Here is a 12690-nt window from a genome sequence, read left to right as displayed (position 1 = left end):
CAGGGTGATGATTTGAAAGGAATGACGGTTGCTGAAAAAATCCTCTCAGCACACAGTGATAAAAAGGTTTATGCAGGTGACATTACATTCTGTACCATAGACAAGATGATGGCCCATGATGCTAATGGTCCAATGGCTGTTCAGGCATTCCATGAGCTGGGAGGAATCAAGGTTTGTGACCCGGATAAAATCTTCTTTATCATGGACCATGTATGCCCTGCGCCATATGAAAGAGCAGCTAACCTGCATGCGCTGCTGAGAAGTTTTGCGAAAGGACAGGGAATCCGGTTTTATGAAAGTGGGGAGGGAGTCTGTCATCAACTTATGATGGAAAAGGGGCATGTGAAGGCAGGGGACCTGATATTAGGTACGGACTCGCATACATGTACATATGGTGCGGTGGGTGCTTTTTCGACAGGAGTTGGCGCAACCGATATGGGGGTTGCCATGTATACCGGGCGCAATTGGTTTAAAGTGCCTCAGACGATAAAAGTAGTTTTGAGTGGGGATTTACCACAAGGAAGCAGTGCGAAAGATGTAATCCTGACTGTAATCGGGCAGGTCGGGGCATCTGGGGCTAACTATAAATCTGTTGAGTTTTACGGGGAGTATATTGATAACTGCTGTCTGGCAGACCGTATGACCATCGCCAACATGGTAGTGGAAATGGGGGGAAAGTGCGGATATATCTGTGGGAAGGATGTGGAGATACAGGCGGATATGGATGCGGAATACTGCCAGGAAATCCATATTGACCTATCCTCCGTGATTCCATGTGTGGCTAAGCCGCATATGGTGGATAACTATGCGGCGGTTCATGAAGTTGAGGGGACTCCTGTTCAGGAAGTATTTCTTGGCAGCTGTACCAATGGGAGGATTGAGGATCTGCGTATCGCAGCCAGGCTTTTAAAGGGGCACCATGTAGCAGAAGGTGTACGGATGATTGTGACACCGGCTTCCCGCGACATCATGATTCAGGCAGCTAAAGAGGGGATTGTCGAAGTGCTTTTAAGTGCCGGAGCCGTATTTTTCACCCAGGGCTGTGGTGTGTGCGTGGGAAGCCATGGCGGGGTCCCTGCTGACGGGGAGATTGCCATATCCACGGCAAACCGGAACTTCAAAGGAAGGATGGGAAATAATAAAGCCCAGATATATCTTGCATCGCCTCAGACTGCTGTAGCATCTGCAATTGAGGGGCATATAGCCGACCCTAGAAAATATCTGAAGGAGTTAACAGTATGAAGAGCAGAGTGATTAAGTATGGTGACAAAATCAGTACAGACTCGATTATTGCAGGAAAATATACAAAAACCCTGAATATACAGGAACTTGGTGCCCATGCCATGGAAGATCTGGACCCGTGTTTTCATGAGAAAGCTGCTGGGCGCTGTGTGATTGCAGCTGGAATTTACTTTGGATGTGGCTCATCACGGGAACAGGCACCGGTTGCCTTAAAGGTTTCAGGTATAAAATGTGTGCTGGCAAAGGATTTCTCGCGTATTTTCTATAGAAACGCCATTAATCTGGGGTTGTGCGTAGCGGAATGCAACACGGATCTGATTGATGAAAATGATGAAATCGAATATTCTGTTGGAGATTGCCTGGTCCACAATCTGTCTAAAGGGATTGATATACCCGTTGCATCAATGCCGGATATAATGAAAGATATCCTGGCGGCAGGAGGAGTGGTGCCTTATATTAAAAATCAGGAGCAGGGAGGTGGAGCGGATGGGGCAGACATTTGCTGAGAAACTATTAAGCAAAAAGGCAGGAAGGAATGCATCTGCCGGAGATATCGTCATAGTATCCCCTGATTATTGTATAAGTCATGAAAATGCATCCTCCATCAGTCAGACATTTTATAAAATAACCCATAAGGTCTGGGACCCTGACAGGATTGTCCTTACCTTAGACCACACGGTTCCTGCTTCCACTGAATCTTATGCAAATTCCCACAGCGTAATCCGTAAGTTTGCCGCTGATCAAGGCATCACTCATTTTTATGACATGAACCGCCATGGCGGCATCTGCCACCAGATTATGTGCCAGGAAGTGTATGCGGCGCCGGGACGGCTGATTGTGGGGACTGATTCCCATACATGTACCTCGGGGGCCATGGGGGCGTTTGCCACCGGAATTGGAAGAAGTGAGATGGCTTCTGTATGGGCATTGGGTGAAATCTGGTTGAAGGTGCCGGAGACAATCAAGGTTAATGTCCATGGCCGGTTGGGTAAAGGCGTATATGCTAAGGATTTAATCCTTACACTTTGCGGCATGCTGGGAGCTGGCGGCGCAAGTTATAAATGTCTGGAATTTCACGGCGAGGGAATACAGGACATGAGTGTGGCAGAACGCATGACAATCTGTAACATGGCTATTGAAATGGATGCCAAGGCTGCTGTATGCAGACCGGATGAAAAGGTAAGGTCTATGGTGGAGAAAAAAGGGATTCATGAAAATGTGGACTGGCTTTGGGCTGATGATGATGCGGATTATTGCGATGTCATGGACATTGACCTTGAAGATATTGAACCAAGCGTGGCAAAACCAAGCAGGGTAGATAATCTGGCAGGGATGAAAGAGGTAGAAGGCATACATGTTGACCAGGCATTTATCGGTGCCTGTACAAATGGAAGGCTGGAAGACCTGCGTATTGTGGCTGATATCCTGCGCGGCAGGCAGGTATGTGTCCGGACAATCGTGATTCCGGCATCCTGTGAAGTGATGTCAGATGCACTGAGAGAAGGAATCATTGCGGAACTTGTGGATGCAGGCTGCACAGTCATGCCTCCGGGCTGCGGCCCATGCATCGGGGTATCCGGCGGGGTTATTGGCGATGGGGAAACCTGCATCGCAACATCAAACCGTAATTTTAAGGGGAGAATGGGGAGCAGGCAGGGAGAAATTTACCTTGCATCGCCCGCAACAGCTGCAGCATCTGCCCTGAATGGCTGCATTACGGACCCAAGAAAAATATTATAATATCCGGAGGTGGTATATGAAAATCAGTGGAAAAAGCTGGAAATATGGGGATGATGTTAATACGGATGTAATTTATCCGGGCCGTTACACATATCAGCTGTTAACAGAGCAAGAGATTGCCTCCCATGCACTGGAGGACCTTGACAGCAGCTTTGCCGGACTGGTACAGCCGGGAGATATCATTGTTGGAGGTAAAAACTGGGGAGTCGGATCTGCGCGGGAACAGGCGGTGAAAACCCTGAAATATAAAGGTGTATCAGCAATAATCGGGAAAAGCTTTGCGCGCATCTATTTCCGTAATTGTCTAAATGAAGGGCTGCTGGCCATAGTCTGCCCCAATGCAGTAGATGCAATCCAAGCCGGGGAAAATGTGTCCATTGATATGGAAAAGGGGGAGATATATACTGCATCAGGGATGTTTAGGTTTGAACAGTATCCGGAATATGTTAAGGAGTTAGTTGCATGTGGCGGGATTATACCCTATACCAGGCAGAAACTTGCAGAACGTCCTTAAAGGGTTATCTCCTGGCTGGGCAAAGAATATGTCCAGTCAGGAGGTTTTTGCAGTGAACCAAGAAAAATACTTAGGAATAAGATAGAGGATATATCGACCATAGACGAATGACAAAAAATAGGTTAAAATCATGGAGTGAGATGAATCTGTGACAAAGGAGGGAAGGAAAAGGGACAGGATACTATTTGGCAAATACCGCCTGCTGCACAGACTGGGATCTGGGCGGTCGGGAACCGTCTGGCTGGCAGTTCATCTGGGCCTGGAAGAATACAGGGCAATCAAGTGCGTATCCAGGAAGTGTGCGGATTATGAAACGTTCCGCCGGGAGGCATTGATACTGAAGGAACTGCAGCATCCGGGAATCCCATTGATTTATGACCTGGAAGAAGATTCTGAATATTTTTATTTAATCGAGGAATTCCTGCAAGGGAACTCTCTTTACACCCTGGTTAAACATCAGGGCGCTCTTCAAGAGGCAGATGCAGTCCGTTATGGGATGCAGATCTGCGGACTTGTGGAATATATGCACTCTGCATATAAATTACCCATATTATATTTAGATTTACAACCGAACAATCTGATTATCTGCGACGGCACAGTAAAGCTGATTGATTTTGACCATGCTGCGCGCTATACCGACGCCAACCAGGAACGGCTAAGGTACGGCACAGCGGGATGCGCTGCCCCTGAGCAATATACTTCTGACCATATATTGGATCAAAGGACTGATATTTATGCCATTGGTGCGGTCCTCCGTTTCATGCTATGTGGAACCCTGAAGCAGGAGGCAGGCACGTCCAAGTCCATATCAGGACCGCTGCAGCGGATAATCGGAAAGTGTATGAGTCCTGACATGGACAAACGGTACGGTTCTGCCAAGGAAGCAGAGGCCGCACTGCGTATGCTCTGTGCCAGGGAAACGGCTGGGAATCAGGAAGGAATACCAGACTCATCTCTCATTATATATCTGGCAGGCATGAGACCAGGGGCAGGAGTGACCCATCTGGCATTTGGGCTGCTGCATTTCCTTACGGACCAGGGATGGTGCCCGTTGTATGAAGAGCATAACCATTCCCGGGCAGTACGGGAGCTTTCCGCCCATGTCTGTGCGCGTCCGGACGAAAAGGGGATTTATACAATCAAAGGCTGTAATATGAAGCCATGGTATGGACCCGCGGTCCGGTTGGACAGGCCTTTGGGATACCGTGTCATCCTCAGGGATTACGGGACAGACTGGAGCCAGCTTGCAAAGGATGCGGTGGACGGCATGGGAGTACTGGTTGCCGTGGCCGTGTCCAGTCCGTGGGAAAGCTGTTTTGTGGATTCCATGTCCTCCTTTATACAAACGGTCTGGAACCGGGATGGGAACCGGAGGACGGTTGTGGTGTTCCGCCACAGACAGGGCGGATATTGGAAATGGACCCTTAAGGACAGGTATCTGGATCATTCCAGGCAGCCATTGGATTGGAACAGGCTGCTGAAGCAGTCCATGGTGTTTGCCTCGCCGGAATATGATGATCCTTTTATGCAGCAGAAGGAAACGGAAGCATTTTTCAGGTCATTATGGAAGGCTGTGTCCGGCGGCAGGCCAGGGAACGTAAGGAAAGGCTGGCCAATGGGATGGAGAAGATTAAAAGAAGCCTTTTTAAACGCAGGCATGACCCGGCAGGAAGATGCAGGGTCACCGGCATCGCCGGGGCAGGGCGCGGGACAGGAGTAACCCATCTTTGCATACTGATGGCTAATTACCTTGCCAGTTCCCTGCAGCGCAGGACAGCTGTCCTGGATTGGAGCGGCCATGGGGACCTCATGTCCATGGCTTGCGCATCAGGGAGGAATAATGAAAAAAACGCAGATGCTGCGGTGTACGGATTCAGGATTCTCGGGGTGACATATTATACCCAGGGATCCCCAGGTGCCCTGGCCCGGTGTATGGAAGGGGATTTTGAAGACATCATCATTGATTTTGGGGAGATGAGGCCTTCCATACGGGATGAGTGGCTCAGGAGCACGGTTAAGATTATCACAGCGTCCCTTAGCGAGTGGAAGTTAGAGGCATTTATGGAACTTTTAACAGGGGAAGAAGAGTGCGGTGCAGGGTGGATATATACGGCTGCCTTTGGCAGCGAGGACACCAGAAGGGAAATCGAAAGGCAGTTCAGTATTCCCCTAAGAAGAGTCCCTCTTTCAGTGGATGCCTTTTCCGTGGACTACAGGACGATGAAGTGGTTTGAGGGAATCCTGTAAAGATAAAGAAGCAGGCCGTCATGAATGGATATGTCACGAACTGCCTCCTGAAACAACGGCCTGTCTTTTAAATGCATCTGGTGGAGGGTACTTTATGGTTGGAAATATAGAATATGCGGACCGCAGGGAACATCAGAAAGTCTATCTGGATGGATTAAGGCGGTATAAAAACAAGGGAGTTCGTATACTGATTGATGGAAAAGAGTGTCCTGAGACAGAATGGGAACGCATATTTGAGATGGGGGAAGACGGTGGTTTCTATATGGGAGACTATATAGGGGCCGAACAGGGATGCCTGAAAGAGATACGTTTTGATAAAGTATATCTTTGTGACCCTCCCCAAAAGAAAAAAGGTGATTAGTATGAGTTAGGGAGTTTTACCGGTACGCTGCCAAGGGTATCATCCCAAGCCTGTGCAGCCAAAGCCGGCAGCGTGCCTGTAGGACTCTTTCATAAGGGGTGGAATAAGAAGATTGTAATCCTCCATGACCGTAAATTGTAAATATTTAAATGTCCCATTCCTATTGTTTTGTGATAAAATAAAAACAATTATATGAGAACTGGAGGACAGGATGGGCAGAAGAAGAAAAGGTCATGGGTGTGCGGTTACGGTATTGGTCCTGCTGCTCCTTTTGATGGCGGCAGGCGGCGCCGGAGGTTATGTTTATATCCGTAAATATATGCCGACCAGTGAACTGTCAGATAAGACAAAGGTGTTTGGGATTAAGGGCAGCCAGGTTGCCTTGCTATTAGATAATGAACTGCAGGAAGAAAAGGGTATTTACGAGGATGGACAGGTATATCTGCCGGTGGAATGGGTGAATGAATATCTGAACCAGCGTTTTTACTGGGACGAGGGCGAGAAGCTTCTGGTCTATGCCCTTCCGGAGTCCATTGTTTACGCGGATGAGGATGCACAGGGGGAAAAAGGCCCTCTTTTTAAGGTGACGGATGACGGCATGTATCTGTCTTTGGGCCTTGTGGTCAATTACACGGACATACGGACCCAGTCCTTTGCCACAAGCCAGATTAAGCGCGTGTTCATTGACACCCTGTGGGAGCCTTACGATACCGCGGTAATCAAGAAAGCAGGGCAGGTAAGGGAAAAGGGCGGGGTGAAAAGCCCAATCCTGACAGAACTTGAGCAGGGAGAGTCCGTGGATGTGCTGGAAACCATGGAAAAGTGGTCCAGGGTGCGCACGGAGGACGGCTATATCGGCTATATTGAGAACCGCAGGCTGGAAGCCCGGGAACAGGTAACGCCTCAGAGTTCCTTTGAGGCGCCGGTATACACAAGCATTTCCATGGATGAAAAGGTCCGCCTCGGCTTCCATCAGGTGACGCGCCAGGAGGCCAACAGTACCCTGGAAAGCTATGTGGCTGTTACAAAGGACATGAATGTGATTGTCCCCACCTGGTTCAATGTGATATCGGACGACGGCACCTATAACTCCCTGGCCAGCAAGGAGTACGTGGACAAAGCACATGGGATGGGGCTTCAGGTATGGGCCATGGTAGAAAACGTGAGTACGCAGGAAAGTGTGAAGAACCTTAACACCAAGACGCTTATGTCCTCTACCAGCACCCGCAGGAAGCTGATTGAGAATCTCATGAAGGAAGCCGATACCTATGGCTTTGACGGATTCAACCTGGATTTTGAAAGCCTGAAGGCAGAAGCAGGTCCCCACTATGTACAGTTCATCCGGGAACTGTCCGTTTCATGCAGACAGAAGGGGCTGGTGCTGTCAGTTGACAATTATGTCCCTTCCTCTTACTCTGCATTTTATAACAGGCGGGAACAGGGGATTGTAGCGGATTATGTGATCATCATGGGATATGACGAACATTATGCAGGAGGAGAAGCAGGCCCTGTTGCATCCATTTCCTATGTAAAGGACGGGATAGGGAATACTTTGAAGGAGGTTCCAAAGGAAAAGGTCATCAATGCCGTGCCTTTCTACACAAGGGTGTGGACGGTCAATGAAGGAAAGACCACATCCAAGGCTTACGGCATTGTGGACGCCAGGCAATGGGTTGCGGATAATCATGTGGAGCTGGCCTGGGATGAAGGGCTTGGACTGTCTTACGGAAGTACGGTTAACGGCAATGGGGAGCAATATATATGGATGGAAGATGAGAAGTCCATGGCCCTCAAGATTGGTCTGGTGAAGGATTTTGACCTGGCAGGCGTGGCGTGCTGGAAGCTTGGATTTGAATCATCTGACATATGGGACATTGTGTCAACGGTGAAATAGATAATATGAACCCGGGGGATGGATATGGGAAACAGGAAGTGGATTGCAGGGATTGTGACAGCAGCATTGATGGTGATGGCGGCCGGGTGCAGCAGCCAGACCGCTGTGGAGGAAAGCGTACAGACATCTGCCGGCAGGACAGAAGCGCCCTCCACCGAGGCGGAGGTTGTGAAGCCCACGGCGCCGAGCCCGTCGGAGATAGAGCCTTTTCCAGGAGCGGAAAAGGAGACAAAGGCCGAACCGCTGAAAGGCGGTAAACGGATTGTGGTGATGACGGATATCCATTATCTGGCTGAATCACTTACAGATGGAGGCGACATGTTCCAGTCAATGGTGGAGCATGGGGACGGTAAGCTGACCAACTATGTGTGGGAGATAACGGATGCAGCCTTTGAGGAAATCCAGCTTCTGAACCCGGATGTGCTGATCATTAGCGGGGATCTGAGCCTTCAGGGCGAAAAGAAAAGCCATGAGGAACTGGCCGGCAAGCTGGATGCGCTGGAGCGGGCAGGGATAACCGTTGTGGTGATTCCCGGCAACCATGACATCAATAACCCCAGCGCGGCCGTGTATTCCGGTGCGGACCGTTACCCGGCAGAACCCACCACGCCAGCGGACTTCGTAAGGATTTATAAGGAATTCGGTTACTCTGAGGCCAACAGCCGGGATACCAGTTCCCTGAGTTACACCTATGACCTGAGTCCGTCCATGAGGCTTTTGATGCTGGATACCTGCCAGTATGAGCCGCGTAACCGTGTGGGAGGCATGATTAAGACCGAAACATATGAATGGATTGACAGACAGCTGGAGACTGCCAATGAGGACGGTGTCATCCTTCTGCCCGTGGCCCACCACAACCTTTTGGAGGAGAGCAAGGTATATGTGGATGACTGTACCATTGAGCACAGCGAGGAGCTGATACAGAAGCTGGAAGGGGAGAACATCCCGCTGTTCCTCAGCGGTCATCTTCATGTGCAGCATTTCATGCGCAACAACAGCTTCGGAATCCATGAAATCGTAACCAGTTCCCTGAGCACGCCGCCCTGCCAGTATGGCGTCCTGGAATATATGGAGGATGAATCATTTTCCTACCATACCAGGCAGGTTGACATGGAAAAGTGGGCCAGGAGGCACAGGAGTACGGATGAGAACCTGTTGAATTTCAATACATACAGTCCCCCTACCCTGAACCGGATTTTCTACAATCAGGCATATGACGCAATGAAGGATTCTGCTGAGGAGGAGACGGGAAGCCTGTTCGTGAAGCTGTCAGAGACACAGAAACAGCAGATGTCCAAGGTATATGCGGATATCAATGCGGCCTGCTATGCGGGCAGGGCCTATGAGGTGGTGGAAGAGGCTGTGAAGCAGCCGGGATATGGGATGTGGCAGGAATATTGTTATCCGGCCATCCTGTACGAATATCTGGAATATATAGTGGAGGATGCGGTTCAGGACTATAACAGCCTGAGTGTGGAGTAAAAACAGGTCTTTTTCAGGTAGATGGGTGAATATACTGGATTAAAGGTTATGAAGGAGCACCCATTGATGAAGCAATCAGCATGGCAGACCGTGATGGGGATTCTCCTGCTGGGAATCGTGGCGCTTGTATCGTGGCAGGCCGGGACACTGGTGGCTGTCCAGAATGATAAGGCGGACGCTGACAAGGCAAGGCCCGTGGTGGTGATAGACGCGGGGCATGGCGGCAACGACCCCGGCAAGGTGGGAATTGACGGGCAGTTGGAAAAAGACATTAATCTAAAGATTGTAGAGCGGTTGAAAGCTTATCTGGAGGCATCCGATGTGAAGGTGGTGCTGACCAGGGACTCAGATCAGGGCCTTTACACCTCCGGCGACAGCCATAAGAAGATGGCGGATATGAGGAAACGCTGCGACGTGATTAATGAGGCAGTCCCTGACCTGGTTGTAAGCATACACCAGAACAGCTACCATGAGGAGTATGTGAACGGCGGGCAGGTATTCTATTATAAAACCTCAGAGAAGGGGAAATATCTGGCGGAAATCCTTCAGAAACGGTTTGATTATGTGCTGGGTGATGCCAATAAGCGCATGGCCAAGGCCAATGACAATTATTACCTTCTTCTCCATGTAAAACAGCCCATTGTCATAGTGGAATGCGGCTTCCTAAGCAATAAAAAGGAGGCGGCTAAACTGGAGCAGGAGGATTATCAGGACCGGATGGCATGGACCATCCATGTGGGCATCATGGAGTACCTGAATACGGTGGGGGGACAGAAAGCGCAGGGGAAATAGGCGGATAGACTGGGTATGGTGCGGTGTCGTGCCATACCCTTTTTGGAAATAAAGGTGTATCCTCCTTGCTATTGTCCTATCTGCCACATATAATAAAAACAGGAATCTTTCAGCAGAGGCAGCGCATGTCATGACAGATGATGGACCATGAAATGCCAGATATCATGGTAAGTGTGCGGAAACGGAGGAAATATGGCACAGGAAACAGGAAGGATTACTTCGGCACAGGAAACGGGGAAATGCCCCCAGGTCAAGGAAACCCTTGTGGGGGCGGAAGGGGCCATCCATCTGGTTGCCATGGACCACATAGGCGGATATGCCGTGCGTCCCGGGTTTTACGATATATACGGGGCCACGGCAATACCGGGCGGCGTGAATTTTACCATCCATTCCCACCATGCCACGGGAGTGGAACTGCTTTTGTTCAGGCGGACCGAGGATAAACCCTATGCAGTCCTGCCGTTTCCGGCCCATTACCGGATTGGGAATGTGTATTCCATGATTGTGTTCAGGCTGGATATCGGGGAATTTGAATATGCTTACCGGGTGGAAGGACCTTATGAGCCGGAAAAGGGCCTGATTTTCAACAGGGAAAAATACCTTCTGGATCCCTATGCCAAGGCCGTGACCGGACAAAGCCTGTGGGGACAGCCTTCCACTTTGGGGCAGCGCTATAAGGCCAGGGTGGTGAAGGATGATTTTGATTGGGGTGATAATCAACAGCCCCTGCTTCCCATGGAGGACCTGATTATCTATGAGATGCATGTGAGGGGATATACAAAGCATGGTTCATCGGGGGTGGAATTTCCGGGCACATTTGAGGGGATAAAGGAGAAAATCCCTTATCTGGTGGAGCTGGGAGTCAATGCAGTGGAACTCATGCCCATATTCGAGTTTGACGAGATGCTGGATTACCGGGAAGTGGATGGGAATAAGCTGTATAATTACTGGGGCTATAACACGGTCAGCTTTTTCTCGCCCAATACAAGCTACACAGCCAGCAAGGAGTACAACCGGGAGGGAAATGAATTAAAGCGGCTGATCCATTTGCTCAATGCCCATGGGATTGAGGTCTATCTGGATGTGGTGTTCAACCACACGGCCGAGGGCAATGAAAACGGTCCATTTTTTTCCTTTAAGGGTTTTGACAACAATATCTATTACATGCTGACACCGGAAGGATTTTACTACAACTTCAGCGGCTGCGGCAATACGCTGAACTGTAACCACCCCATTGTCCAGCAGCTGATAGTAAGCTGCCTGCGTTACTGGGTGACGGCTTACCGGGTGGATGGCTTCCGGTTTGACCTGGCATCCATCCTGGGGCGCAATGAGGACGGCTCACCCATGGAAAAGCCGCCGCTTCTGCAGCAGCTGGCATTTGACCCCATCCTGGGGGACGTGAAGCTGATTGCAGAGGCATGGGATGCAGGGGGATTATACCAGGTGGGGAAGTTTCCTTCCTGGAACCGCTGGGCAGAGTGGAACGGCCGTTACCGGGATGATATCCGCAGGTACCTGAAAGGGGATGAAGGCGCTGCAGCCGCTGCGGCCCTGCGTATTGCAGGTTCCAGCGACATATATGATCCCTCTGTCCGTGAGAATGCATCCGTGAACTTCATTACCTGCCATGACGGTTTTACCTTGTATGATTTATACTCTTACAATGAAAAGCACAATGAGAGCAATGGATGGGATAATACCGATGGCAGCAATGACAATCACAGCTGGAACTGCGGGGCGGAGGGGGAGACAAGGGACGAGGCGGTCAATACCCTGAGGAGGCGGATGATACGCAACGCCTGTGCGGTACTAATGTGCAGCAGGGGAATACCCATGTTCCTGGCAGGGGATGAGTTTGGCAATACGCAGTTTGGAAACAATAACCCCTATTGCCATGACGATGAGGTGTCCTGGCTGGATTGGGGCCTTCTGGAAAAGAACCAGGACATATTCCGGTTTTTCAAGTTCATGATACAGTTCCGTAAGGAGCATCCGGTGCTGCGTTCTAATATAAGCAATGGATTTGGAGACATTCCAGATATCAGCTTCCATGGCACAAGTCCATGGGTTGAAGGATTTTCCGGCTATGACAGGTACATCGGTGTCATGATGGCAGGCCAGGAGGATGGGAAGCGGCCGGAGACAGTCTATATTGCCAGTAATGCGTACTGGGAGCAGCTGGAGGCAGTGCTTCCTCAATTGCCGGATGGCATGGAATGGTTCCGGGCGGTCAATACGTGGGATGCACAAATCAGGGAGTCCGGGCCTGTGGAGCCAGGATTTGTGATTCCGCCAAGAACGGTGATGGTCTTTTGCGGCCGGGTGAAGGGATAGAGGGGAAAGGATAGATGGCCCGATTCCCATCTGGACAGAATAGGAAGTGTCTACAGCTGTCTACATCATTCTGGAGAACGA

General features: G+C 50.1%; 11 protein-coding genes. All 11 read left to right on the top strand.

Features of this window, described 5'->3' with window-relative positions; translation table 11 throughout:
* Positions 1-21: 21 nt before the first annotated feature.
* The 11 genes from MCJ35_RS22215 to glgX all read left to right on the top strand — a co-directional run bounded on the left by MCJ35_RS22215 (position 22) and on the right by glgX (position 12609).
* Positions 22-1242, top strand: a complete 1221-nt coding sequence (locus MCJ35_RS22215; protein ID WP_034577433.1) for a 3-isopropylmalate dehydratase large subunit — start codon at positions 22-24, stop codon at positions 1240-1242.
* Entirely contained in the window at positions 1239-1748 is a 510-nt protein-coding gene (locus tag MCJ35_RS22210; RefSeq protein ID WP_025485220.1) for a LeuD/DmdB family oxidoreductase small subunit, read from the top strand. Before MCJ35_RS22215 ends, MCJ35_RS22210 begins: the two co-directional genes overlap by 4 nt.
* Positions 1729-2982, top strand: a complete 1254-nt coding sequence (locus MCJ35_RS22205; RefSeq protein WP_025485222.1) for a 3-isopropylmalate dehydratase large subunit — start codon at positions 1729-1731, stop codon at positions 2980-2982. Before MCJ35_RS22210 ends, MCJ35_RS22205 begins: the two co-directional genes overlap by 20 nt.
* Before the next feature lie 16 nt (positions 2983-2998).
* Positions 2999-3496 carry a LeuD/DmdB family oxidoreductase small subunit gene (locus tag MCJ35_RS22200; RefSeq protein ID WP_025485223.1) on the top strand — a complete coding sequence of 166 codons (498 nt, stop codon included), beginning with the start codon at positions 2999-3001 and terminating at the stop codon, positions 3494-3496.
* A gap of 148 nt (positions 3497-3644) precedes the next feature.
* Positions 3645-5216, top strand: a complete 1572-nt coding sequence (locus MCJ35_RS22195; protein ID WP_025485224.1) for a serine/threonine protein kinase — start codon at positions 3645-3647, stop codon at positions 5214-5216.
* Positions 5117-5743 (top strand): hypothetical protein, encoded by a 627-nt coding sequence (locus MCJ35_RS22190; protein ID WP_227808505.1) that lies wholly within the window; start codon positions 5117-5119, stop codon positions 5741-5743. Before MCJ35_RS22195 ends, MCJ35_RS22190 begins: the two co-directional genes overlap by 100 nt.
* Positions 5744-5837: 94 nt before the next feature.
* Complete coding sequence (locus tag MCJ35_RS22185) at positions 5838-6104, top strand: hypothetical protein (protein WP_025485227.1); 267 nt, start codon at positions 5838-5840, stop codon at positions 6102-6104.
* Between the two features lie 211 nt (positions 6105-6315).
* Positions 6316-7998, top strand: a complete 1683-nt coding sequence (locus MCJ35_RS22180; protein WP_025485228.1) for a glycosyl hydrolase family 18 protein — start codon at positions 6316-6318, stop codon at positions 7996-7998.
* A 24-nt stretch (positions 7999-8022) separates the two neighbouring features.
* Positions 8023-9480 (top strand): metallophosphoesterase, encoded by a 1458-nt coding sequence (locus tag MCJ35_RS22175; RefSeq protein WP_025485230.1) that lies wholly within the window; start codon positions 8023-8025, stop codon positions 9478-9480.
* A gap of 66 nt (positions 9481-9546) precedes the next feature.
* Positions 9547-10272: an N-acetylmuramoyl-L-alanine amidase gene (locus MCJ35_RS22170; RefSeq protein WP_008720297.1), complete on the top strand. Its 726-nt coding sequence runs from the start codon at positions 9547-9549 to the stop codon at positions 10270-10272.
* A 297-nt stretch (positions 10273-10569) separates the two neighbouring features.
* Positions 10570-12609 carry a glycogen debranching protein GlgX gene (glgX, locus tag MCJ35_RS22165; RefSeq protein WP_240299803.1) on the top strand — a complete coding sequence of 680 codons (2040 nt, stop codon included), beginning with the start codon at positions 10570-10572 and terminating at the stop codon, positions 12607-12609.
* Positions 12610-12690 lie beyond the last annotated feature (81 nt).

The sequence above is a fragment of the Enterocloster sp. OA13 genome (assembly GCF_022440595.1).
GTDB classification, from domain to species: domain Bacteria; phylum Bacillota; class Clostridia; order Lachnospirales; family Lachnospiraceae; genus Enterocloster; species Enterocloster hominis.
This window is presented reverse-complemented; position numbering and strand designations above follow the sequence as displayed.

Bases quoted from the DNA above. Each gene is read 5' to 3' on its own strand.
- MCJ35_RS22185 (WP_025485227.1), top strand. From the start codon at position 5,838: ATGGTTGGAAATATAGAATATGCGGACCGCAGGGAACATCAGAAAGTC.
- MCJ35_RS22175 (WP_025485230.1), top strand. From the start codon at position 8,023: ATGGGAAACAGGAAGTGGATTGCAGGGATTGTGACAGCAGCATTGATG.
- MCJ35_RS22200 (WP_025485223.1), top strand. From the start codon at position 2,999: ATGAAAATCAGTGGAAAAAGCTGGAAATATGGGGATGATGTTAATACG.
- MCJ35_RS22205 (WP_025485222.1), top strand. From the start codon at position 1,729: ATGGGGCAGACATTTGCTGAGAAACTATTAAGCAAAAAGGCAGGAAGG.
- MCJ35_RS22190 (WP_227808505.1), top strand. From the start codon at position 5,117: ATGGAGAAGATTAAAAGAAGCCTTTTTAAACGCAGGCATGACCCGGCA.
- MCJ35_RS22210 (WP_025485220.1), top strand. From the start codon at position 1,239: ATGAAGAGCAGAGTGATTAAGTATGGTGACAAAATCAGTACAGACTCG.
- MCJ35_RS22170 (WP_008720297.1), top strand. From the start codon at position 9,547: ATGAAGCAATCAGCATGGCAGACCGTGATGGGGATTCTCCTGCTGGGA.
- glgX (WP_240299803.1), top strand. From the start codon at position 10,570: ATGGACCACATAGGCGGATATGCCGTGCGTCCCGGGTTTTACGATATA.
- MCJ35_RS22215 (WP_034577433.1), top strand. From the start codon at position 22: ATGACGGTTGCTGAAAAAATCCTCTCAGCACACAGTGATAAAAAGGTT.
- MCJ35_RS22180 (WP_025485228.1), top strand. From the start codon at position 6,316: ATGGGCAGAAGAAGAAAAGGTCATGGGTGTGCGGTTACGGTATTGGTC.